This window comes from Pseudomonas sp. TE24901, assembly GCF_054058375.1.
In genome coordinates, this window is the sequence record NZ_JBSSAF010000006.1 from 228,811 (window position 1) to 249,934 (window position 21,124).

At 62.8% G+C, this 21,124-nt stretch carries 21 protein-coding genes and 1 riboswitch; of the genes, 8 read left to right on the forward strand and 13 right to left on the reverse strand.

What is annotated here, in order from left to right:
* Nucleotides 1-144: 144 nt before the first annotated feature.
* The 6 genes from ACVWVP_RS14140 to ACVWVP_RS14165 all read right to left on the reverse strand — a co-directional run bounded on the left by ACVWVP_RS14140 (nucleotide 145) and on the right by ACVWVP_RS14165 (nucleotide 6,508).
* Complete coding sequence (locus ACVWVP_RS14140) at nucleotides 145-456, reverse strand: hypothetical protein (RefSeq protein WP_457406610.1); 312 nt, start codon at nucleotides 454-456, stop codon at nucleotides 145-147.
* A gap of 482 nt (nucleotides 457-938) precedes the next feature.
* The gene (locus tag ACVWVP_RS14145) at nucleotides 939-1,244 is read right to left on the reverse strand and encodes a helix-turn-helix domain-containing protein (protein ID WP_457406613.1); all 306 of its coding nucleotides are present in this window, start codon (nucleotides 1,242-1,244) and stop codon (nucleotides 939-941) included.
* 509 nt (nucleotides 1,245-1,753) lie between these two features.
* Nucleotides 1,754-1,984 carry a DUF6124 family protein gene (locus tag ACVWVP_RS14150; protein ID WP_457406615.1) on the reverse strand — a complete coding sequence of 77 codons (231 nt, stop codon included), beginning with the start codon at nucleotides 1,982-1,984 and terminating at the stop codon, nucleotides 1,754-1,756.
* A gap of 341 nt (nucleotides 1,985-2,325) precedes the next feature.
* The gene (locus ACVWVP_RS14155) at nucleotides 2,326-3,315 is read right to left on the reverse strand and encodes a zinc-dependent alcohol dehydrogenase family protein (RefSeq protein ID WP_457406618.1); all 990 of its coding nucleotides are present in this window, start codon (nucleotides 3,313-3,315) and stop codon (nucleotides 2,326-2,328) included.
* Between the two features lie 116 nt (nucleotides 3,316-3,431).
* Nucleotides 3,432-4,691 carry a serine hydrolase domain-containing protein gene (locus ACVWVP_RS14160; RefSeq protein WP_457406620.1) on the reverse strand — a complete coding sequence of 420 codons (1,260 nt, stop codon included), beginning with the start codon at nucleotides 4,689-4,691 and terminating at the stop codon, nucleotides 3,432-3,434.
* A 116-nt stretch (nucleotides 4,692-4,807) separates the two neighbouring features.
* Nucleotides 4,808-6,508: a M24 family metallopeptidase gene (locus ACVWVP_RS14165; RefSeq protein WP_457406623.1), complete on the reverse strand. Its 1,701-nt coding sequence runs from the start codon at nucleotides 6,506-6,508 to the stop codon at nucleotides 4,808-4,810.
* 77 nt (nucleotides 6,509-6,585) lie between these two features.
* Here ACVWVP_RS14165 and pdxR point away from each other — a divergent pair, with 77 nt between their 5' ends.
* The 6 genes from pdxR to ACVWVP_RS14195 all read left to right on the forward strand — a co-directional run bounded on the left by pdxR (nucleotide 6,586) and on the right by ACVWVP_RS14195 (nucleotide 10,906).
* The gene (gene pdxR, locus ACVWVP_RS14170) at nucleotides 6,586-8,076 is read left to right on the forward strand and encodes a MocR-like pyridoxine biosynthesis transcription factor PdxR (RefSeq protein WP_457406626.1); all 1,491 of its coding nucleotides are present in this window, start codon (nucleotides 6,586-6,588) and stop codon (nucleotides 8,074-8,076) included.
* Nucleotides 8,077-8,166: 90 nt separating this feature from the next.
* Entirely contained in the window at nucleotides 8,167-8,400 is a 234-nt protein-coding gene (locus ACVWVP_RS14175) for a hypothetical protein (protein WP_457406629.1), read from the forward strand.
* A gap of 225 nt (nucleotides 8,401-8,625) precedes the next feature.
* Entirely contained in the window at nucleotides 8,626-9,195 is a 570-nt protein-coding gene (locus ACVWVP_RS14180) for a nucleotidyltransferase family protein (protein WP_457406631.1), read from the forward strand.
* A gap of 84 nt (nucleotides 9,196-9,279) precedes the next feature.
* Entirely contained in the window at nucleotides 9,280-9,720 is a 441-nt protein-coding gene (tspO, locus tag ACVWVP_RS14185; protein ID WP_176998696.1) for a tryptophan-rich sensory protein TspO, read from the forward strand.
* Nucleotides 9,720-10,658 (forward strand): alpha/beta hydrolase fold domain-containing protein, encoded by a 939-nt coding sequence (locus ACVWVP_RS14190; protein WP_457406635.1) that lies wholly within the window; start codon nucleotides 9,720-9,722, stop codon nucleotides 10,656-10,658. Before tspO ends, ACVWVP_RS14190 begins: the two co-directional genes overlap by 1 nt.
* The gene (locus ACVWVP_RS14195) at nucleotides 10,655-10,906 is read left to right on the forward strand and encodes a hypothetical protein (protein ID WP_457406638.1); all 252 of its coding nucleotides are present in this window, start codon (nucleotides 10,655-10,657) and stop codon (nucleotides 10,904-10,906) included. Before ACVWVP_RS14190 ends, ACVWVP_RS14195 begins: the two co-directional genes overlap by 4 nt.
* Here ACVWVP_RS14195 and ACVWVP_RS14200 read toward each other — a convergent pair.
* The 5 genes from ACVWVP_RS14200 to ACVWVP_RS14220 form a co-directional block, all read right to left on the reverse strand.
* Nucleotides 10,873-11,316, reverse strand: coding sequence for a DUF6678 family protein (locus tag ACVWVP_RS14200; protein ID WP_457406641.1), 444 nt, complete (start codon nucleotides 11,314-11,316; stop codon nucleotides 10,873-10,875). The genes ACVWVP_RS14195 and ACVWVP_RS14200 overlap by 34 nt on opposite strands.
* Before the next feature lie 237 nt (nucleotides 11,317-11,553).
* Nucleotides 11,554-12,318 (reverse strand): ABC transporter ATP-binding protein, encoded by a 765-nt coding sequence (locus ACVWVP_RS14205; protein WP_457406643.1) that lies wholly within the window; start codon nucleotides 12,316-12,318, stop codon nucleotides 11,554-11,556.
* Nucleotides 12,315-13,319 carry a FecCD family ABC transporter permease gene (locus tag ACVWVP_RS14210; protein ID WP_457406646.1) on the reverse strand — a complete coding sequence of 335 codons (1,005 nt, stop codon included), beginning with the start codon at nucleotides 13,317-13,319 and terminating at the stop codon, nucleotides 12,315-12,317. The genes ACVWVP_RS14205 and ACVWVP_RS14210 overlap by 4 nt, the downstream gene beginning before the upstream one ends.
* Nucleotides 13,316-14,326: an ABC transporter substrate-binding protein gene (locus ACVWVP_RS14215; protein WP_176998702.1), complete on the reverse strand. Its 1,011-nt coding sequence runs from the start codon at nucleotides 14,324-14,326 to the stop codon at nucleotides 13,316-13,318. Before ACVWVP_RS14215 ends, ACVWVP_RS14210 begins: the two co-directional genes overlap by 4 nt.
* A 116-nt stretch (nucleotides 14,327-14,442) precedes the next feature.
* Nucleotides 14,443-14,636: riboswitch (cobalamin riboswitch) on the reverse strand.
* 131 nt (nucleotides 14,637-14,767) lie between these two features.
* Nucleotides 14,768-16,150 carry an aldehyde dehydrogenase family protein gene (locus tag ACVWVP_RS14220; protein ID WP_457406649.1) on the reverse strand — a complete coding sequence of 461 codons (1,383 nt, stop codon included), beginning with the start codon at nucleotides 16,148-16,150 and terminating at the stop codon, nucleotides 14,768-14,770.
* A gap of 103 nt (nucleotides 16,151-16,253) precedes the next feature.
* On the opposite strand from ACVWVP_RS14220, the gene ptrR reads away from it, so the two are divergent.
* Nucleotides 16,254-17,126, forward strand: coding sequence for a putrescine utilization regulator PtrR (gene ptrR / locus ACVWVP_RS14225; protein ID WP_259173702.1), 873 nt, complete (start codon nucleotides 16,254-16,256; stop codon nucleotides 17,124-17,126).
* Between the two features lie 105 nt (nucleotides 17,127-17,231).
* Here ptrR and ACVWVP_RS14230 read toward each other — a convergent pair whose 3' ends face one another.
* Together ACVWVP_RS14230 and ACVWVP_RS14235 are read right to left on the reverse strand one after the other, a co-directional pair.
* Complete coding sequence (locus ACVWVP_RS14230) at nucleotides 17,232-17,441, reverse strand: hypothetical protein (RefSeq protein WP_178924475.1); 210 nt, start codon at nucleotides 17,439-17,441, stop codon at nucleotides 17,232-17,234.
* 99 nt (nucleotides 17,442-17,540) lie between these two features.
* Nucleotides 17,541-18,737 (reverse strand): amino acid aminotransferase, encoded by a 1,197-nt coding sequence (locus ACVWVP_RS14235; RefSeq protein WP_178924473.1) that lies wholly within the window; start codon nucleotides 18,735-18,737, stop codon nucleotides 17,541-17,543.
* A 343-nt stretch (nucleotides 18,738-19,080) separates the two neighbouring features.
* Between ACVWVP_RS14235 and uvrB the strand changes: the two genes are divergently transcribed.
* A complete protein-coding gene (gene uvrB, locus ACVWVP_RS14240) occupies nucleotides 19,081-21,096 on the forward strand; it encodes an excinuclease ABC subunit UvrB (protein ID WP_176998708.1) in 2,016 nt (671 codons plus the stop codon).
* Nucleotides 21,097-21,124: the final 28 nt, after the last annotated feature.

Consider the following 21,124-nt stretch of genomic DNA (forward strand, 5'->3'; position numbering starts at 1 on the left):
AGCCGAGTGAGGCGGAATGCTAACGCCATTTTCGCTCTGGGGCCATTCTCGCCTAGAGCATGGAGGTCTAAGAAAGTGATATGCCCAATTTTAGCCGCCAAGAGAGAGGCACTTTCTAATGCTCCGATTGGCAATCCACATGGATCAACCGCTCTCATGATCATTTTGCGCGATACGTGCATAAGCATTCTGCTCAGCACCAGCGATTGCCTCGGTCATCGCTTTGAGCACGTCTTCATTGATCAGGTCAGCGGCGCGCAGCCCCCAGGCAAACCCTTGCGAACGCGCAACGTGATACTGAACAAGCTCCGCGCCGGGCGCCTTAACTATATGAGCCAACTCAAGGTCCCACGCATAGTTGAGAAAGTGCGTCTGGAGAGTTACCCCGCTCGGTGAAGTGTCTCGCCGTGCGCTTCCGTATTGCGGCCCAGCAGGGTTTGCGGTGTTGTCGCTCATAAGCGCGAACCTCTTCCGGCGAATGGTTGAATGTGGGTAACCAATATCTGGGGGCTGTGGTGGACCAGTGTAAGGGGAAATGGTTTCCAGGCGCCCAAAAAAAGCCCCCACACCCGGTTCGGTGTGGGGGCCTTTTGAACATAAGCGGCGTTATCAGAATCAGTTGTGACGCGGGCTATCCGCCAAAATTTTGCGGAACAAATGCCAGACTCCAGTATCCTTTACAAAAAGTACGCGTTTGTAGAGATTTTCATGACCGCGCAAGACGATTTGATAAATTGGAATAGTAGATGGCAAATTTCTGGAGGGGTCGTTTCCTGTAGGAGTTGCGGTTCCCAACAACGTGAAAACGATCAGACCGAACTGTTCCTGCACACTCCGAGCTGCTGGTACCAGGGTCAGAAACACAGGCCATGGGACGAGCTGCAAGCTATCGCTAAAAAGATTCAGAGTTCATAAGCGCTGGGCATTGGATTCTTCTCTCAAGCGCGCCTAGTAATGCATTCAACTAGTTCAGCTATCACCCTGCGTTCGCGCGCGGGTAATCCGTTAAATGCCACACCAAAATCACTGTCCTCAGCGCGACTTAACCGTTGACCGGTTAACACATATAAGACGTCGACGCCGACTTGAGCTAGCTGCGCCAAATATAGCGCGCTCGGGCTTCGCTCACCCCGCTCATACTTAGAATGCGCATTCGCCAGAACGCCGCCAATGGCTGCGAACCTCTGCTGTGTGTAATTCAACCGAGCACGCTCTTCTTTGAGGCGCATCCCAATCTTGTCCATACATAACCCCCGCTCAACTCTAAGATGGCTTAAGAATTTTATGCCACCTCAGCGGAGACGGGAACCACTTGGCGGCTGCAAAACCGGTGCCGCTCATGTCCTCAATGCGACGTGCGAAATACGACGCTCAAGTTCAGTCACTGAACGGCGCAATTTCGCACCAAAATAGAGCGCCAGTCCCACGGTGGTCCCATGGGGCTATTTTTGGGACGCCAAAAACCACAAACCCCCGACTTTCTCTAGGAAAATCAGGGGTTTGCATTTTCGTAATTTGGCGGTGAAGGAGAGATTCGAACCCTCATCACTTCAGACGTCAACTACGTCCGATTCAGCGCCTGCAATGACTGCTTCTGGTCGAAAGCAGACCCTGAACTCCATAGGTGAAATGGAGAGTTTAGGTCTACTCCGGAATTCACGATTTCATGGCATGGGAAGCAAGATCGCCGAATCGTAACTGCCGCATACGACGATTCGGCGAGCAGCCCGCTAGTGACTGGGATTTCTGTTGTTCAACGAGGGCAGGGTGCTTCGTGGTCGAGGAGTCTTGCCGTCATGAGCACACCCAGTTCGCTCAGTTGATGAATCGCTAGCGCAATGTCACGGTGTTTACCGCTGAGGTCTTCCGATAGGTCGAGCAGCAACGTGCTAACCGAGCTAAAGGTCTCGTAGCTATTGATAATGAGCGCTTCGTTGCTAACGTCAGGAGCGACAATGAAAAGCGTGGTCGAATCATTAACCATCGTTAAGTTCCTTACCTTGATGCCACCACCCCATCGCTACTAAACAAAAGGGCGGCAGCTGTACGCAGGTTAGTAGACCGGTGGAACCTAACAAAACCGGCGCGCCCGAGGGCGCCCTGCGCACAGCCACCATCAAGCACAGACGGAGGCCGTCTGAAGGATGATGCTCATGCACGTGTTAGGTTAAATCGTGGGCTACTAAACCCGATCACCGAAAAATTCAGCGACCGCGCAACCATAAATTCCACCACCCCAGCACACAAGCCAGCGGATTCTGGGCTACGCGTAGGCCATCGGGCAACCCGCTCTCCACCTTTGGGAAATGTCCTAGGACGATTCCCCTATACCGTCACCACCACCTTGCCCACTTGCTGGTTCGCCTCCAAATACCGATGCGCGTCCTGCACCTCATCCAACCCAAACGTCTTCGCAATCACCGGCGCCAACGCGCCCGATGCCAGCCCATCCAAAATAAACGCCTTGGCCCGCGCCAACACCAAAGGGTCAGCGACGATTTCGGCGTACAGGTACCCCTTGAGCGTCAAACATTTGCCCAACACGGTAAACAACGGAAACGGCGTCGGCTCGGCACTCAGTGCGCCGTATTCCAGCAAGATCCCGCCCTGGGCCATGCTCTGGGTGAGGGCTTCGAAGCCCGGCCCGCCGATGGGGTCGAATACCACGCGGGCGCCTTGGCCGTTGGTGAGTTGCATCACGCGTTGCACCAGGTCTTCTTCGTCGCTGACGATGACGTGGTGGGCGCCGGCGTCGAGTAGGGCTTGTTGTTTGGCGCGGGTGCGGGTGACGGCGATGGCGGTGGCGCCGACGCTGCGGGCGATCTGGAAGGCGGCGAGGCCGACGCTGCTGGAGGCGGCGGTCACCAGTACGACGTCGCCGGTGGTGAGTTTGGCTTGTTCGACCAGGGCGCCCCAGGCGGTGACGTATTGCATCCACGAGGCGGCGGCCTGGACGAAACTGAGGGTGTGCGGGTGTTTGACGGTGAGGTGGGCGGGCACGTTGGCCACTTCGCCGTAGGTGCCCCAGCGGGCGATGTCGAGCGGTGGGATGACGCTGACGGCATCGCCGACTTTAAGGTCGGTGACGTTGGCGCCGACGGCGGCGACCACGCCGGCCGCTTCGTAGCCCAGGCGGCTGGGGAATTCGGCTTCTTGCAGGTAGGCGTGGTTGCGGAACATCACTTCGGCGCGGTTGAGGCCGAAGGCTTTGACGTCGATTTGCACTTCATCGGCAGCGGGGGCGGGGACGTCGATGTCGTCGAGTTGCAAGACGCTGGCGTCGCCGTAGGCGTGGAGTCGGACAATGCGTGCCATGGGTGATGACCTCGGTGTTGATCAATGAGGCATTCACTGTAGGTGTGGGACAGCTGTGGGGCAATGCGCGGAAAGGGGACAGGCCAGCGTCAGAATGGTCCGCCCCCCTTTTTTCGTTACGGCAACACCTTGGCGATGGCGTCAAACGCGACCATGTCGTCGATCACTTTACCGCCAGTCGGCTGGGTCTGGGCCTGCCACACCACGATCACCACGTTTTTGGTCGGGTTGATGTAGACGTACTGGCCAAAGGTGCCGGCGGCGGTGAAGGCTTTGTCGGCCTTGGACGCGTCGGTCCAGCCGGGCCACCACATGGAGGCGAAGTCGCCGTAGGCGGCGTCTGAGCCGGTGACCGCGCTGGCGAAGCTCAACCAGCCTTCCGGCAACACTTGCTTGCCACCGGCCTTGCCGCCGCTGAGTACGAATTGGCCGAAGCGGCCGTAGTCCTCAAGCGTGGCGCTGATGCCGCTGCCGCCGACTTCGTTGCCGTTGGCGCCGTCGAGCCACCATTTGGCGTCGGTCTGCATGCCGAATGGGCCCCAGATTTTTTCGCTGAGGTATTGGGTGAGCGGCTTACCCACGGCGGCGCTGACCAGTTGGCCCAGCACTTGGGTTTCGCCGGTGCTGTAGTTGGTGCGCGTGCCGGGTGGCGCGGCGGTGCTGAGGGTGGCCATGAACTTGAGCAGGGAGCCGGGCACTTGTTCGCTGCGCAGCTGGATCAGGTGGCGTTCGTCGGAGGACGGGTCGGTGTATTTTTCGTTCCACTTGACCCCGGAGCGCATCGCCAGGATCTGCCGCACGGTGACCTGGTCGTAGGCGCTGCCGGCCAGGGCGGGCAGGTAGTGGGTGACTTTGTCGTCCAGGCTTTTGATGGCGCCGTCTTGCAGGGCCGCGCCGACCAGCGTCGAAGTGACGGATTTGGCCACCGACATCGACATCCAGCGGGTCTCGGCGGTGTTGCCGTGGGCGTAGCGCTCGTCGACGATCTTGCCGTCCTTGAGCACCAGCAGGCCGGTGACGCGGTTGGTGGTCACGTAGTCGTCGAGGCTGTAGTGCTTGCCTTTGAACTCGAACGCCACGGGGGCCAAAGGTTTTGCGCTGCGCGGCAGCGGGAACGGGTGGTCGCCGGCCTTGATGGTGCGCACCGGGAACAGGCGGTCGGTGTTGCGGAAGGTGGTGATCGCCAGTTCCGGGCTGAGGCGGCCGTCGTAGATGGCTTGCACGTCGCCAATCGGCTCTTGTGCGTGGGGGTAGGGTTTGGCGGTGTCGGCGTGGGTGGCGCTGGCGGCCAGCGACAGCGCGAGAGTGGATGCGCACATCAGTACCCGCAGCGGGCGGCGCTCAAAGCGCGAGGACGGGCGAGGGAGCACGGGCATAAGAACCTCTTTGTTGTTTTTGGTCGGTCTTAATGGGCTGCGACGCCTCAGGGCTGAGGTGTCGCGAGCCAGCATGCTCGGAAGGGCGGGAAATTGGCGCGCGGGATCGGGCCGGTTTATGCGTGGGATTGGGCCATGGCGTTAGGGCGCTGGTAGGTGGGCTCGCCAATCAGGATATCTTCAAAGAACGCGCCGATCGGTAGGGTGGGGTGGCACAGCTGTATTTCCAGCACCCAGACCATGTCGCTGGGCACGATCTCGACGTCGGCGAGCTTGTCCTGGCTGAACAGGGCGTGGGGGAAGTCGGCGATGCGGTGCCCGGCCAGGTTACGCTCCAGGCGCCAGCCTTTGGCGCGGGCGCTGTCTTCGGCGAAGTCATACAGCTGGCGCCCGGTAAGACCTTGGTGCCAGGCGTCGCGGGTTTCGTCGAAGACTTGGTGCAGGGCCTTGACGCAGGCTTCATGCAACGGGTGTCCGCCGAACACGAAGGTGTCGCCGTAGTCGCCTTCGTAGCCGTCCCACACCGGGCCGAGGTCGACCACGGCGATGTCGGTGGCGCGTAGCTTGCGCTGCGGGTCGATGCCTTGGCGGGGTGTGCGCACGGTGTCGTCGCCAAAACGGATGTAGGTGGGGTGCCAGGTGTGGGACGCGCCCATGGCCTGCAAGGTTTGGCCGGCCATGTCGAGGGCTTGGGCGGTGGTCATGCCCACCTTCAATTGCTCGGCGATGGCGGCCAGGGCCCGTACGGTTTGTTCGCGGGCGGCGAGCATGCCGTCCAGCGAGTAGCGCGGGCCGACTTTTTCCAGCACCGGGTCCAGGGCGTTGAGTGACGCGGTGGGCGCCAAGGCGCCGCTGGGCACGAAGGCTTCGGCGACAAAGCGATGGGCCTGGGCGCCGGCGGCCAGGCAGGTTTCGCGCACCTGGCTGATCATGCCGCTGTTGCCGCAAGCGTAGATCTGGCTGTCGGGCCAGTCGTGGGGCTGCGTGAGGGCGACCTGCTGCACGCGGGCGTCGACGGACAGCACCCGATGCCAGCGAAAACGTGGGTGCGCCTGGCTGGCCTGGTCGAGAAACGCCGCGTCGTAGAAATCCGCCGACGCTGCGTTGCCCCAGTACAGGGTCACCTCGGCCCCACGCTCCAGGGCGTTCAGCAACAACGGCTTGATGCCGGCATACCCGGTGCCGGTGGCGAACAGCACCACCGGGCGCTCCCCCTTGTGTTGCCAGGTGCAGGCGCCCACCGGGCCTTCGAGGTTCACGCTAGCGCCCGCGTGCAGGTTTGGCAGGATGCCTTCGGAGAACCGGCCGCCGCGCACCTGGCGGATATGGAACACCAGCTGGCCCTCGTCCTGGGCAGGCAGGTTGGCGATGGAGAAACAGCGGCTGTCGCCATCGTCCAGGCGGAACCGCAGGTATTGGCCGGGGCGTACGTCCAGGGGCTGGGCGGTGCGCAGCACCAGTTCGATGATATCGGCGCTCAATGGGCGATTGCTGACCACTTGCGCGGTGGTTTCCAGTGTCGGCGTGTCCAGCGACCAGCCGGGGATTTCCAGGCGCATGTCGCTGCAGGCGTGGCTCTGGCACAGCAACATTTCGTCCGGCGCGAGGGGGTAGGAGGGCACGGGGGCGTCGGGCGCGAGCTGTTTGGCGCGGTACTCGCCGGCCACCACCTTGACCTTGCACGAACCGCAGGCGCCGCGACGGCAGGAAAAGGGCACGGCGAGGCCGCTGGCGAGCATGGCGTCGAGCAGCAAATGGTCGGCAGCTTCGAAGGATTTGCCCGAGGGCAACAGTTCAACGACATGGCGGTTGTGCATAAACACCTCGGGGCAATTGAGGCTCGATTGTTGCGGTAGACTAGGACCAGAAGAACCTCCAGTTTTGGATAATTCACATGGTCCAGCTTCGCAAATGGCGCCCGTTGCTCAAACTCGATGGCGCGCAGCCTCAGGCGTCGTACCGCAAGATCATCGAGGGCCTGGTGAGTGCGATCACCGAAGGCCGCCTGCGCCCCGGCACCTTGCTGCCCGGCACGCGGGAGATGGCGCAGCTGCTCAACGTCAACCGCAAGACGGTGATCCTCGCCTACGAAGAGGCGGTGACCAAAGGCTGGCTGGTGAGCATCCAGCGGCGCGGCACCTTTGTGAGCACGCAACTGGCCACCGGCGCGGTAGCGGCGCCCAGCGCGCTCCAGCCTTTTGCCCTAACGCTGCGCGACACGCCAGCGGCGGATTATTTCTCCCCGGGCGAACAGGCCGTCGCGCTGCAACACCGGCCGGGTGCGCTGTTTTTCGATAACGGCGCCAGTGACCACCGATTGCTGCCGCAAGCGGTGCTGCACCGTTATTACCGCAATGCGCTGCGCCACAGTTTCACCACCAACACCGTGCGCCATGGCAGCGAAGGCAGCAGCGCCTACCTGCGCCGGGCGCTGGCCGAAATGCTGCGGCATAACCGTGGCCTCACGGTGGGCGCCGAGCAGATTTGCCTGACCCAGGGTGTGCAGATGTCGCTGTACCTCACGGCCAGCGTGTTGCTCAAGCCCGGTGATGTGGTGCTGGTGGAGCGCCTGAGTTACCCACCGGCCTGGGAGATTTTCCGCCAGTTGGGTGCGCGGCTGGTCACCGTGGAGTTGGACGACGAGGGCTGCCGGGTTGATCAGCTCGATGCGCTGTGCCGCCAGCACGACGTGCGGATGATGTACCTCACGCCCCATCACCAATTCCCCACCACCGTCAGCCTGCGCGCCGGGCGCCGCCAGCACTTGCTGGAACTGGCGCGGCAGCATGACTTCTGCATCGTCGAGGAAGACTACGACCACGAGTATCACTTTGCCGGGCGGCCTTATCTGCCGCTGGCCAGCGACAGCGCGCAGCGGCATGTGATCTACATTGGTTCGCTGTCCAAGTCCCTCGGCAGCACGTTCCGCTGCAGCTATATCGTGGCGCCGTCGAATGTGATCCAGGTGCTGGAGCGCACGGCGGCGGTGAGCCTGGGGCAGGGGGATGCGGTGATGCAGCGGATGCTGGGGGACTTGATCAACGATGGCGAGTTGAAGAAGCACCTGCGCCGGGTTTCCAAAGAGTACCGTCAGCGCCGTGAGGTGTTGTTGACGGGCCTGCGGGAAGCGTTTGGCGAGCAGATCAGCGTGCAGGAGCCGGAAGGCGGGCTGGCGCTGTGGGTGAAGTTTGCCGATGCAATCGATGTCGACCGGCTGTGTGAAAAGGCGCTGGCGCTGGATTTGGTGGTGCGCAGCGGTCGGCTGTTTTCGCCGTTTGGCCAGCGGGAGAATGCCCTGCGGCTGGGGTTTGCTTCGCTCGATCAGGCGGAAATCCGCACCGCGATTCAGCGGCTGGCGTTGGCGGCGCAGGCGATTGCCGGCTGAACTGGCCCCCCTTTGTGCGCAAACAGGACTACCATGCCACCCCGGCAGTGGTTACACGCGCTACCGATTGCTCTCTTTGAAGGTATCGCCATGTCCATCGACCAGATCAGCCTCCCCAAAGGCGTAGGCCCCCACGCCACCAAGCTTCTCGACGCCATCACCGGCGCCGACACCCACGAAGCCCTCAACCGCGCAGGCGGCAAGGCGGAAGGGTTTGTGCTGGGGCTGGAGTCCACCAAGGCCATCAAAAGCCAAGTCGCCGAAGCGTTGTATGTGGCCTACGACGACGCCGCGAGCCACCGCGCCACCGAACTAAAAAGCTGACTTCACCGCCCCCTGTGGCGAGGGAGCTTGCTCCCGCTGGGTCGCGAAGCGGCCCCTGGGCTATCGAATTTTACCCCTGCATTACGCGGCGTCAGGTTTTGGGGCCGCTGCGCAGCCCAGCGGGAGCAAGCTCCCTCGCCACGAGGGAGTGGAGCTGTCACGAAACTCATCATGGGAAAGTGTAAGGTTGCATGCTCCAGCGCATCTGCTTTCAAAGGACTGAACATGACATTGACCGTCGACACCCTGCTCGCACTGGCCATGGCCAACCCCATCAACGCCGAAATCACCGCACGCCTGCCAGCCCTTGGTGTCGAGCAGTGCATGCTCACGGCGGGCTGCCTGTTCCAGGCGGTGTGGAATCATCAGTCGAATTTGCCGGCCGATCATGGGGTGAAGGACTACGACGTTTTTTACTTCGACACCGACCTGTCCTACGAGGCGGAAGACAACGTCATCCGCGCCGCCGAGCGCTTATTCCAGGACCTGGGCGTCAACGTCGAGGTCAAGAACCAGGCGCGGGTTCATCTTTGGTATGGCCAGCGCTTTGGCCGGCCTTACCCGCAATTGCACACGGCCAAGCAGGGCGTGGACCGTTACCTGGTGGCGGGCACCTGCATCGGCCTGGAGATTGAAACGGGCGAGTTGTATGCGCCGTATGGCTTGGAGGATGTGGCGCAGGGCGTGCTGCGCATCAACCCGTTGCATCCGGAGCGCGAGTTGTTTGAGCGTAAAGCCCTCAGTTATCAGGCGCGTTGGCCCTGGTTGAAGATCGTGACGCCGGAACATTCCTGAAACCTGCGGTGAACTTTTACCCATTCTTCAGGCGTCCTATTCTGAAACACACCCTCTACAGCTGATCCCAGCTAAGGACAGGCCATGATCTTCCTGATTTTCCTTATCGCCTGCGGCGCCGCCGCCAGTACTGGCCTGATCTTCAAACCGGGCCAATGGTATGAATCCCTCGTCAAACCCAGCTTTACCCCGCCCAATTGGCTTTTCCCCGTGGCCTGGACAGTCATCTATCTGCTGCTGGCGTGGGCCGGTTACCGCCTCACGATGATCCCCGGCAGCCAACTGGCCTTGGGCTTATGGGCGGCGCAGATTGCGTTGAACACACTGTGGACGCCGGTGTTTTTCGGCGCCCATCACATCGTCGCGGGCATGGTGGTGATTGTGCTGCTGTGGCTGGTGGTGGCGGCGTTGGTGGTGATGGCGTTGCGGCTGGACTTGATCACCGGCTTGATCCTGTTCCCGTACCTGGCGTGGTTGAGTGTGGCGGTGGCGTTGAATTTCTCGATCCTGCGCAGTAACCGCTGATGGCTCATACCCCTTGGTCGGCCAGCGAGCCCGAGCTGGCGCAGATGCGCGCGTTCAACAAGAAGCTGGCCTGGATGCCGCGCTTTAAAATCCGCAACCGTGTGACGCCGCGTGTGATCCAGGCGTTGTTGCGCGTCAGTCAAAAAGTCAGGAAACAACACCCTGCGCAAACCCGGCTGATAGGCGTGGGCAGCCAGCAGGTGCCGGTGCGCATCTTGCTACCGAGCGGCCAGCCCAAGGGCGTGGTGCTGGATATCCACGGTGGCGGCTGGGTGATTGGCAATGCGCAGATGGATGACGATTTGAACCTGGGCATGGTCAACGCGTGCGACGTGGCGGTGGTGTCGGTGGATTACCGGCTGGCGGTCGACACGCCGGTGGAAGGCTTGATGGAGGATTGCCTCACGGCCGCACGGTGGTTGCTGACGACCGATGAGTTTGCCGGCTTGCCGGCGATTGTCGTCGGCGAGTCGGCCGGTGGGCATTTGGCTGCGGCGACGTTGCTGGCGCTGAAACAATGGCCGGCGCTGCTGCAACGGGTGAGCGGGGCGGTGTTGTATTACGGCGTGTACGACCTGACCGGCACCCCCAGCGTGCGCGCGGCGGGGCCGGACACCTTGCTGCTGGACGGACCGGGCATGGTCACGGCCCTGGCGCTGCTGACGCCGGGGTTGAGTGATGAGGCGCGCCGGCAGCCGCCGTTGTCACCGCTGTACGGGGACTTGAGCGGCCTGCCCCCTGCGTTGATGTTTGTCGGGGCGTTGGACCCGCTGAAGGACGACACGCTGTTGATCGCCGAGCGCTGGCCGGGGGCGCAGGCACATTTGTTGCCGGAGGCGGCGCACGGGTTTATCCATTTTCCGGTCGCGATGGCGGGTAGCGTGCTTGCTTATAGCCGCAGGTGGATCAGTGCCCGGTTGGAGGGGACGGCGGGATGATCATCCAGCCCGTCACGCTGGAATGTATTCCCGAGGTGCTGAGCTTTGTGCTCAACGCCCGTGCCGAGCTGTTTCCAAAGCTCAGCGCGAGTGGCGTGCCGGATGACCTGGCACGATTTGAGGCGACCTATATTCAGGGCGACGGGCGATTTCTGGTGGTGCGCCATGACGACCACATCGTCGCGGCTACCGCTATCGCCGGCAAGCCGGGCTCCTACAGTTCGGGTGCGGGCGGAAAGTCTTCGTAGCATTTTGGCAGGTAGCCCCAGATCCTCAGCACGTCGGCCTGCACTTCAAATTCGAAGCCTATTTGCGAGACGACCTGAGAGATTTCCTGGGTGTGGTCAATGTACGTGCGTGGCAATAACACGCCCAACGAGGGGGCTTCTTGCCACAAACCAATGTCGAACCATTGGACATACGCAAAGGGGAACGGCAGGTGGCAGAACCATTCCACATCCCATTCAGAGATATAGCCGGTGATGGATTTTGAACGATAGGACGGACGCCATTCCGTGCGCTGGCGCATGTGTGTGATCAGTTCGTTCCACTTGGTGTTGTTCGCGGCGCTTGCCAGGTTTCTTGTCTTGATAGCGGCCTGAATGATCTTGCGATTTTTATCAGTTTGGCGTGCGTCGGCCATGGGGAGTTCAGTCATTTTAGCCCTCTTGGTTTACGTTGATGACGCTAACGTCGGCGTATTCGAAGGTGTGCTCGGCGAACGCGGGTTGAGCGCAGAGGTTGGCGATGCTAGCAGAACGATTTCTGAGGGAGATATAAACAGCTTTGTAGTGAGCGGGCTTGCCCCGCACGGCGGTGTGTCAGGTCCTTTATATATACCTGACACACCGCGGCGCGGGGCAAGCCCGCTCACTACAAGATGGCGGTAGGCTGTTTAATGGGGGCGTAGTCGCAGGATTTGCGCGCCGTCGAACGGGTCGGTGAGGTAGTGCGCCTGCACGCCGAACGTGTCCTGCAACCGTTGTGGCGTGAGCACGTCCAGCGGTTTGCCGAGGGCGACCAAACGGCCGTGGTCGAGCACGGCCAAGCGATCGCAGGTCAGCGCCTGGTTGAGGTCGTGCAGGGCGATCAGCGTGGTGACGGGCAGCGCTTGCACGCCCTTCAAGATGCCAAGCTGATGCTGGATGTCCAGGTGGTTGGTCGGCTCATCCAGCAACAGAATCTGCGGCCGTTGCGCCAGGGCGCGGGCGATGTGCACGCGTTGGCGTTCGCCGCCGGAGAGGCTGCGCCAGGCGCGCTGGCTCAGGTGAGTGGCGTCGACGTCGTGCAGAGCCTGGTGCACGATGGCGTCGTCTTCCGCCGACCACGGGCTCAGCGCCGACAGCCAGGGCGTGCGGCCCAGGGCCACGGCGTCGAAGACGCGGATGGCGTCGTCGGTGTCGGCCTGTTGTTCCACCACCGCCAGTTGTTGCGCGATGGTGCGCCGGGACAAACTGCCCAGGCGTTGGCCGCCCAGCCGCACGTCGCCGCTCGCTGGCGTGCGCAACCCGGCGAGCAACTTGAGCAGGGTGGATTTGCCGGAGCCGTTAGGGCCGACGATGCCGAGGGTTTCGCCTTTTTCGACGTCGAGGTGAACATCACGCAGCAACTCCGCGTCGCGCACCTTGAAGCCCAGGCCGCTGCAACTGAGCACACTCATCGCGGGTGCCTCCGGCCGATCAGAATCAGCGCAAACACTGGCGCGCCAACCAATGCGGTGACCACGCCCACCGGAATCACCTGGCCCTTGATCAGGGTGCGCGACAGCACGTCCGCCGCAATCAGGAACAGCGCACCACCCAAGGCACTCGCCGGCAATAGGCGCGAGTGCCCGGTGCCCAGCAGCAGGCGCACGGCGTGGGGGATCACCAGCCCGACAAAGCCGATGGAGCCGACAATCGACACCATCACGGCCGTCACCAGCGCGGCACACCCCACCAGCACAAACTGCACGCGGCGCACCGGGATGCCCAGGGACGCCGCCGAGTCAGTGCCGAAGGTAAACGCATCCAGCGCACGGCGGTGCCACAGGCACACCGCCAAGCCCACTACCGCCACCGGCACCGCCAGCCACACCGACGGCCAACGCACGCCGCTGAGGTTGCCCAGCAGCCAGAACAGGATGCCGCGCGCCTGTTCGGAGCTGGCCGACTTGGTGATCAGGAATGCCGTGAGGGCGTTGAACAACTGCGAGCCGGCAATGCCTGCGAGGATGATCTGGCCGGTACCGCTGGCCGAACCGCTGGCGCGTGCCAGCAGAATCACCAGGGCAAACGCCGCCATCGCCCCCACGAACGCCCCGGCCGACAACGACACCAGCCCGCCACCGACGCCGATCAACGCCACCAGCACTGCGCCGGTGGAGGCGCCGGCGCTGATGCCGAGCAGGTACGGGTCGGCCAACGGGTTGCGCAGCAGCGACTGCAAGATCACCCCGCAGGTTGCCAGGCCCGCACCGCACGCGGCGGCCACCAGGGCGCGGGTGAGGCGGTAGTTCCACACCACGCCTTCGTCGATGGGGTCGAGCACGTAGCCCGCCGTCCACAGTTTATTGGCGAGCACTTGCAGCACCACCTGCGGCGAGATGGCGGTTTCGCCGATGGCCACGCCGGCGAGCACGGCGGCCAGGAGCAGGGCCAGGGCGAGCAGGGTACGGGTCATTTGAGTGGGTCGTAGCCGTCGATGGCCGTGGCCAGTTGTTCAAGGCCGTCGAACGTACGGAGGCTGGCCTGCAGCGCCAGGGCGTCGAGGATGATGATGCGGTTGTTTTTCACCGCGTCCATGTTGCGGGTCACCGGGTCGCTGCGCAGGAAAGCCAGTTTCTTTTCATGGTCGTCGGCCGGGTAGCGGCGGCGGTCCATGCGTGCGATCACCAGGAACGTGGGGTTGGCCTTGGCGATGGTTTCCCAGCCGACGGCGGGCCACTCTTCATCGGACTGCACCACGTTGGTCAGGCCAAGGGTCTGCAGCATGAATTCCGGAACGCCCTTGTGGCCGGCCACGTAAGGATCGGCGGCCATCTCGGCGCTGGAGAACCACACCAGCGCACTGGCCTGCTTGAGGCCTTTGCCTTGGGCGGTGGCGACCGACTTGGCCAGGCGCGCCTTGAGGTCGTCGTTCAGCTGTTGGCCACGGTCCTGCACGTCGAAGATCTGCGCCAGCTGGCTGATGCTTTTGTAAATGGTCTCGATGCGGAATGGCTCCAGCCGCGTGCCGTCGGCGCCCACCAGGTTGTCCTTGCCTTCGCAGTCGGAGGGCAGCAGGTAGGTGGGGATCTTCAGTTCCTGGAATTGCTCGCGGGTGCCGACCACGCCTTGGGGGCCGACCACCCATTCCAGCTCGGCGGCCACCAGTTGCGGGCGCTTGGCGATCACCGACTCAAAGCTCGGCTCGTTGTTCGCCAGGCGCTCGATGGTGTCGTTCTGGGCCTTGAATTGCGGCAACACATTGTTGAACCACAGCGAGGTGCCCACCACTTTGTCGCCCACGCCCAGTGCGTAGAGCATTTCGGTGGCGGCCTGGCCGATGGTTACGCTGCGGGCGGGGGCTTGCTGGAAGGTCTGGGTGCTGCCGCAGTTTTCCAGCGTCAGCGGGTAATGGGTGGGCGCAGCCTGGGCCAGGGTGCAGAAGCCGAGGCCGGTGAGCAGGGCGGTAACGCGTGGCAGCATGGGGCAATCTCCGTTTGAACCGTACAGTGAGCAGGGGGAGGTACGGTCGTGGAAATACAGCCATGGACGCTGCCGAAGGGCAGGGCAAGGATGTCCTTCCCGGACACCCCGCCGGTCGTGATAACGCTTGGCCGGCAGGTCTCCTGACTCGTGCGTCGTCGCCAGGCTCCGGCCTTCCCGAGCAGGGCTCAGTGGCAGTGTGGAGCAGGCTCAGCACCTACAGTTGCGGGGGCAGTTCCGATTGACGCGAGGGGCCGCGCTTCGGATTCCCTATTAGTCCCGTTTGGGAACCGGCGCGGTATGGTAGTCGATCGTACTGCCAAGGGGGAGAGAAAACCCGATCCCCCGTAGGAGCCGGCTTGCCAGCGATGGCGTCGGCGGAGGGTATTTGTGACCCAACTGTAGTGAGCGGGGCAAGCCCGCCCACTACAGGGCGGTGGGTTATTTGCGGTTCAGCCACACGGTTTGGGCGTTGCAGAATTCGCGTACGCCGAAGTGCGACAGTTCACGGCCAAAGCCGCTCTTTTTCACGCCGCCAAACGCCACCCGAGGGTCGGACACGCTGAAGGCGTTGACGAAGATCCCGCCGGTTTCCAACTGGTTGGCGATGTCGCGGGCCTTGGTCGCATCGGTGGTGAAGATGCTGGCGGTGAGCCCGAATTCGCTGTCGTTGGCCAGGGCCACGGCGTGGTCGGCGTCGCGGGCGGTGATGATCGAGGCCACCGGGCCGAACAGTTCCTGTTTGAACGAGGTCATCTGGTCGGTGACGCCGGCCAGCACGGTCGGCTCGTAGTAGTTACCGGCACCCGCGACTTTATTGCCGCCCAGCAGCAGGGTGGCGCCTTCTTCGAGGGTGGCCTGGACCTGGCCGTGCAGCTCGTCGCGCAGGTCGAAGCGTGCCATCGGGCCCACATAAGTGGTGGCCAGGGTCGGGTCGCCCATCACCAGGGCACGGCTGGCTTCGACGAATTTGGCGGTGAAGGCTTCGGCCACGCCGGCTTCGATGATCAGGCGCTTGGCGGCGGCGCAGACTTGGCCGCTGTTCTGGAAGCGGCCGATCAGGGCGGCTTGCACGGCGGCGTCGAGGTCGGCGTCGTTGAGCACGATGAACGGGTCGGAGCCGCCCAGTTCCAGCACGCATTTTTTCAGCGCAGCCCCGGCCTGGGAGCCGATGGCGATACCGGCGCGCACGCTGCCGGTGAGGGTCACGGCGGCAATGCGCGGGTCGGCGATGGCGCTGGACACGCCCTCGTTGCCCACGTTGATCACTTCAAACAGGCCTTCGGCAAAACCGGCTTTGTGGAAGGCCTGCTGAATCAGGTAGGCGCTGCCCATCACGTTTGGGGCGTGCTTGAGCACGTAGGTGTTGCCGGCGAGCATGGTCGGCACGGCGCCGCGCAGCACTTGCCACACCGGGAAGTTCCACGGCATCACGGCGAGGATCGGGCCCAGCGGGCGGTATTCGATCTGGGCGCTGCCGTTGTCCACCAGGGTCGGTTCCGGCGCCAGCATGGCCGGGCCGTGAGCGGCGTACCATTCGCTGAGCAGGGCGCATTTTTCGATTTCGGCACGGGCCTGGGCGATGGGCTTGCCCATTTCCAGGGTGATCATCTGCGCCATGTCTTCGGCTTGTTCACGCAGGGCGGCGGCCAGGGCCAGCAGCAGTTCGGCGCGCTGGCCGACCGGCTGGCGGCGCCAGGTGCGGAAGGCGGCGGTGGCGCGGTTCAGGGCGGCGTCCAGTTGCGCGGCGCTTTCGTAGGGGTAGCTGCCGACGGTTTCGCCGGTGGCCGGGTTGATCGAGAGAGCGTGGGTGGTTGCGTTCATGGCACCGTCCTGCTGAATGAATGGATTGGGTTCAGGCTACGGGGCTATCTCTTTTCTGGAAACTGAATAATATTAAGCAATACATTCACGATTGGAGAATGATGTGGATCTGGTGCAGCTGGAAATCTTCAAGGCCGTTGCCGAGCAAGGCAGCATCAGCGCCGCCGCGCAGTTGATTCATCGTGTGCCGTCGAACCTGACCACGCGCATCAAGCAACTGGAGCAGGACCTGGGCGTTGAATTGTTCATCCGCGAGAAGAGCCGCCTGCGCCTGTCGCCGGCCGGCTGGAACTTCCTCGGCTATGCGCGGCGCATTCTCGACCTGGTGCAAGAGGCCCGCGCCACGGTGGCGGGGGAGGAGCCCCAGGGCGCGTTTGCCCTGGGTTCGCTGGAGAGCACGGCGGCGGTGCGCATTCCGGCGTTATTGGCGGCGTATAACCAAAAGCACACCAAGGTCGAACTGGACCTGAGCACCGGGCCCTCAGGCACGATGATTGAAGGGGTGTTGTCGGGGCGACTGGCGGCGGCGTTTGTGGATGGGCCGGTGTTGCACGCGACCCTGGAAGGCGTGGCGGTGTTCGAGGAGGAAATGGTGGTGATCGCACCGCTGCACCATGCGCCGATTACCCGGGGGCAGGATGTGGCGGGGGAGAGCATCTATACGTTCCGCTCGAACTGTTCGTACCGCCATCACTTCGAGCGCTGGTTCTCACAGGATGGCGCGGTGCCGGGCAGGATTTTCGAGATGGAGTCTTATCACGGCATGCTCGCCTGCGTCAGCGCCGGTGCGGGCCTGGCGCTGATGCCACGCAGCATGCTGGAAAGCATGCCGGGGTTTACGGCGGTGAGTGTGTGGCCGCTGAGCGATAGCTTCCGGATTCTGCACACGTGGTTGATCTGGCGGCGGGGGACGGTGTCGCAGAGCCTGAACAGCTTCGTAAAACTGCTGGAAGAGCGCGTTCTAGAGCCAGCATAGATCAACTGTGGGAGCTGGCTTGCCTGCGATGGCATCTACTCGGTCATGCAGGAAGATCGAGTCGTCTGCATCGCAGGTAAGCCAGCTCCCACATTTTGATCTTCATCAGCCGCCGAATTGCAGGGTGCCCATGGCCAGTTTCGCCATGATCGCTGCGGCGCCCAGCTGCACCAGCCACAACGCCAGGCCGCCGAGGAAAACACCCAGCGCCACCTGCAACACCAGACTCTTCTGCCGCTTGGCCTGTGGCGCGCGCGGGGCGTAGTCATGCAGTTCGTCGCGGTCGGCGCGCAGGTCCAGGTCGTCGTTTCTCATAAGGCTCTCACAGCAAAGGGGCGGGCAAGGTTCAGTCTAGGGGCTGGCGACGAAAAAGGGGAAGCCATTGGCTTCCCCTTCTGTGCAACGGTTACCGGCTTAAAGCACCTGAACAATTGCCTTTGTGACCGCATCAATGTTCGACTGGTTCAACGCCGCCACACAGATACGGCCAGTGTCGAGGGCGTAGATGCCAAACTCGCTGCGCAGGCGGGTGACTTGCTCAACGGTCAGGCCGGAGTAGGAGAACATCCCGCGCTGGCGACCGACGAAGCTGAAGTCGTGGCCCGGAGCAGCCTTGGCCAGGTCGGCCACCATCTGCTCGCGCATGCCGCGGATGCGCAGGCGCATTTCGCCCAGCTCGGCTTCCCACTGGGCGCGCAGCTCAGGGTTGTTCAGCACCGCTGCCACGATCGCCGCGCCGTGAGTCGGCGGGTTGGAGTAGTTGGTGCGGATCACGCGCTTGACCTGGGACAGGATGCGCGCGCTTTCTTCCTTGGACTCGCCGACGATGGACAGTGCGCCCACGCGCTCGCCGTACAGGGAGAACGACTTGGAGAACGAGCTGGACACAAAGAAGGTCAGGCCCGACTCAGCGAACAAGCGCACCGCTGCGGCGTCTTCGTGGATGCCGTCGCCGAAGCCCTGGTAGGCCATGTCGAGGAACGGTACCAGTTTCTTGGCCTTGACCACGTCCAGCACGTTCTGCCAGTCGGCCGGGCTCAAATCGACGCCGGTCGGGTTGTGGCAGCAGGCGTGCAGCACCACGATGGACTGCGGCGGCAGGGCGTTGAGGTCTTCGAGCAGGCCGGCACGGTTCACGTCGTGGGTGGCGGCGTCGTAGTAACGGTAGTTCTGCACCGGGAAGCCGGCGGTTTCGAACAGGGCGCGGTGGTTTTCCCAGCTTGGGTCGCTGATGGCCACGACGGCGTCTGGCAGCAGTTGCTTGAGGAAGTCTGCGCCGATCTTCAGTGCGCCGGTGCCGCCGACCGCTTGCACGGTGGTGACGCGGCCAGCGGCCAGCAGGGGCGACTCAGCGCCGAACAGCAGGGTTTGCACGGCCTTGTCGTAGGCCGCGATGCCGTCGATGGGCAAGTAGCCACGCGCGGCGTGTTGCGCCACGCGAATGGCTTCCGCTTCGGCAACGGCACGCAAGAGTGGAATCTTCCCCTCTTCGTTGCAGTAAACGCCCACGCCAAGGTTGACCTTGGTGGTTCGTGTGTCGGCGTTGAATGCTTCGTTGAGGCCCAGGATAGGATCGCGTGGTGCCATTTCGACAGCGGAGAACAGGCTCATTTTTGCGGCAGCTCTATGGGGGAAGGGAGGGACGTGTCGCGCTCCAGCCGAATGCACTAGAGCGGTGCACAAACGGGGAGCTAGTATAGAGGCCATCACCGCCTGAGGCGACAACCGAAACGGCTTTTAGGCCAAGTTTTTCGGTTTATTTGCTGACCGTTAGTCTTATTGCAACATTGATCCTGAGCGGCAGGTAGGACGATTGCCTTGAAACCCGTCACATTCGGCACCACTTCTACAGCTATCATGGTTTTTTCCTGCAACCTGCGATGACTATTCGCGGGTTGCTGAGCTATTTCGTCCCTGGCGGTTTTGAGTCTGGGGTGACTTCACGAGGTACGTTATGTCGGATTTCCAGCTCGTCACCCGCTTCGAACCCGCCGGCGATCAACCGGAAGCCATTCGCCAGATGGTCGAAGGCATTGAAGCCGGCCTGGCGCACCAGACGCTGCTCGGGGTGACCGGTTCGGGCAAGACCTTCAGCATCGCCAACGTGATCGCGCAGATCAACCGGCCCACCCTGGTGCTGGCGCCGAACAAGACCCTGGCCGCGCAGTTGTACGGGGAGTTCAAGTCCTTCTTCCCGAACAACGCGGTGGAGTACTTTGTTTCCTACTACGACTACTACCAGCCCGAAGCCTACGTGCCGTCCTCCGACACCTTCATTGAGAAGGACGCCTCGATCAACGACCACATCGAGCAGATGCGGCTGTCGGCGACCAAGGCGTTGCTGGAGCGCAAGGACGCGATCATCGTCACCACGGTGTCGTGCATCTACGGCCTGGGCAGCCCGGAAACCTATTTGAAGATGGTGCTGCACGTCGACCGTGGCGACAAGCTGGACCAGCGCGAACTGCTGCGCCGCCTGGCGAGCCTGCAGTACACCCGCAACGACATGGACTTTGCCCGCGCCACCTTCCGCGTGCGCGGCGATGTGATCGACATCTACCCGGCCGAATCCGACCTGGAAGCGATCCGCATCGAGCTGTTCGATGATGAAGTGGAGAGCCTGTCGGCCTTCGACCCGCTGACCGGCGAGGTCATCCGCAAGTTGCCGCGTTTTACCTTCTATCCGAAAAGCCACTACGTGACGCCACGCGAAACCCTGATGGGGGCCGTCGAGGGCATCAAGGTGGAACTGGCCGAGCGCCTGGAGTACCTGCGCTCCAACAACAAGCTGGTGGAAGCCCAGCGCCTGGAGCAGCGCACGCGCTTTGACCTGGAGATGATCCTGGAGCTGGGCTACTGCAACGGCATCGAAAACTACTCGCGCTACCTGTCGGGTCGTGAATCCGGCGCGCCGCCGCCGACGCTGTATGACTACCTGCCGCCTGACGCACTGCTGGTGATCGACGAGTCCCACGTCAGCGTGCCGCAAGTGGGCGCCATGTATAAGGGCGACCGTTCGCGTAAGGAAACCCTGGTGGAATACGGGTTCCGCCTGCCGTCGGCCCTGGATAACCGGCCGATGCGCTTTGACGAATGGGAAAGCATCAGCCCGCAGACCATCTTTGTGTCGGCGACGCCGGGCAACTATGAGGCCGAGCATGCGGGCCGTGTGATCGAACAGTTGGTGCGCCCGACCGGCCTGGTGGACCCGGAAATCGAAATCCGCCCGGCATTGACCCAGGTGGACGACTTGCTCTCGGAAATCACCAAGCGCGTGGCCCTGGAAGAGCGGGTGCTGGTCACCACGCTGACCAAGCGCATGTCCGAAGACCTGACCGATTACCTGGCCGACCACGGCGTGCGCGTGCGTTACCTGCACTCGGACATCGACACCGTGGAGCGCGTGGAGATCATCCGCGACCTGCGCCTGGGCACCTTTGACGTGCTGGTGGGCATCAACCTGCTGCGAGAGGGCCTGGACATGCCGGAGGTGTCGCTGGTGGCGATCCTCGATGCGGACAAGGAGGGCTTCCTGCGTTCTGAGCGTTCGTTGATCCAGACCATCGGCCGTGCGGCGCGTAACCTCAATGGTCGCGCGATCCTGTATGCGGACCGTATCACCGGCTCCATGGAGCGGGCGATCGGCGAGACCGAGCGTCGGCGCGACAAGCAGATCGCGTTCAACCTGGCCAACGGCATCACGCCCAAGGGCGTGTTCAAGGACGTCGCCGACATCATGGAAGGCGCCACCGTGCCGGGCTCGCGCAGCAAGAAGCGCAAGGGCATGGCCAAGGCGGCCGAGGAAAGCGCCAAGTACGAGAACGAATTGCGTTCGCCGAGTGAGATCACCAAGCGTATTCGCCAACTGGAAGAGAAGATGTACCAGCTGGCGCGGGACCTGGAGTTCGAGGCGGCGGCGCAGACGCGGGATGAGATTGGCAAGTTGCGCGAGCGTTTGTTGGCAGTGTGATTTGCGGTGACGAGGCTGACGCCTTCGC

Coding starts and splice junctions, on each gene's coding strand:
- tspO (WP_176998696.1), top strand. CDS start 9,280: ATGATCTTCCTGATTTTCCTTATCGCCTGCGGCGCCGCCGCCAGTACT.
- ACVWVP_RS14150 (WP_457406615.1), bottom strand. CDS start 1,984: ATGGTTAATGATTCGACCACGCTTTTCATTGTCGCTCCTGACGTTAGC.
- ACVWVP_RS14190 (WP_457406635.1), top strand. CDS start 9,720: ATGGCTCATACCCCTTGGTCGGCCAGCGAGCCCGAGCTGGCGCAGATG.
- ACVWVP_RS14200 (WP_457406641.1), bottom strand. CDS start 11,316: ATGACTGAACTCCCCATGGCCGACGCACGCCAAACTGATAAAAATCGC.
- ACVWVP_RS14165 (WP_457406623.1), bottom strand. CDS start 6,508: ATGCACAACCGCCATGTCGTTGAACTGTTGCCCTCGGGCAAATCCTTC.
- ACVWVP_RS14215 (WP_176998702.1), bottom strand. CDS start 14,326: ATGCTGCCACGCGTTACCGCCCTGCTCACCGGCCTCGGCTTCTGCACC.
- ACVWVP_RS14235 (WP_178924473.1), bottom strand. CDS start 18,737: ATGAGCCTGTTCTCCGCTGTCGAAATGGCACCACGCGATCCTATCCTG.
- pdxR (WP_457406626.1), top strand. CDS start 6,586: ATGGTCCAGCTTCGCAAATGGCGCCCGTTGCTCAAACTCGATGGCGCG.
- ACVWVP_RS14230 (WP_178924475.1), bottom strand. CDS start 17,441: ATGAGAAACGACGACCTGGACCTGCGCGCCGACCGCGACGAACTGCAT.
- ACVWVP_RS14205 (WP_457406643.1), bottom strand. CDS start 12,318: ATGAGTGTGCTCAGTTGCAGCGGCCTGGGCTTCAAGGTGCGCGACGCG.
- ACVWVP_RS14195 (WP_457406638.1), top strand. CDS start 10,655: ATGATCATCCAGCCCGTCACGCTGGAATGTATTCCCGAGGTGCTGAGC.
- ACVWVP_RS14220 (WP_457406649.1), bottom strand. CDS start 16,150: ATGAACGCAACCACCCACGCTCTCTCGATCAACCCGGCCACCGGCGAA.
- ACVWVP_RS14145 (WP_457406613.1), bottom strand. CDS start 1,244: ATGGACAAGATTGGGATGCGCCTCAAAGAAGAGCGTGCTCGGTTGAAT.
- ACVWVP_RS14155 (WP_457406618.1), bottom strand. CDS start 3,315: ATGGCACGCATTGTCCGACTCCACGCCTACGGCGACGCCAGCGTCTTG.
- ACVWVP_RS14140 (WP_457406610.1), bottom strand. CDS start 456: ATGAGCGACAACACCGCAAACCCTGCTGGGCCGCAATACGGAAGCGCA.
- uvrB (WP_176998708.1), top strand. CDS start 19,081: ATGTCGGATTTCCAGCTCGTCACCCGCTTCGAACCCGCCGGCGATCAA.
- ACVWVP_RS14180 (WP_457406631.1), top strand. CDS start 8,626: ATGACATTGACCGTCGACACCCTGCTCGCACTGGCCATGGCCAACCCC.
- ACVWVP_RS14175 (WP_457406629.1), top strand. CDS start 8,167: ATGTCCATCGACCAGATCAGCCTCCCCAAAGGCGTAGGCCCCCACGCC.
- ACVWVP_RS14160 (WP_457406620.1), bottom strand. CDS start 4,691: ATGCCCGTGCTCCCTCGCCCGTCCTCGCGCTTTGAGCGCCGCCCGCTG.
- ACVWVP_RS14210 (WP_457406646.1), bottom strand. CDS start 13,319: ATGACCCGTACCCTGCTCGCCCTGGCCCTGCTCCTGGCCGCCGTGCTC.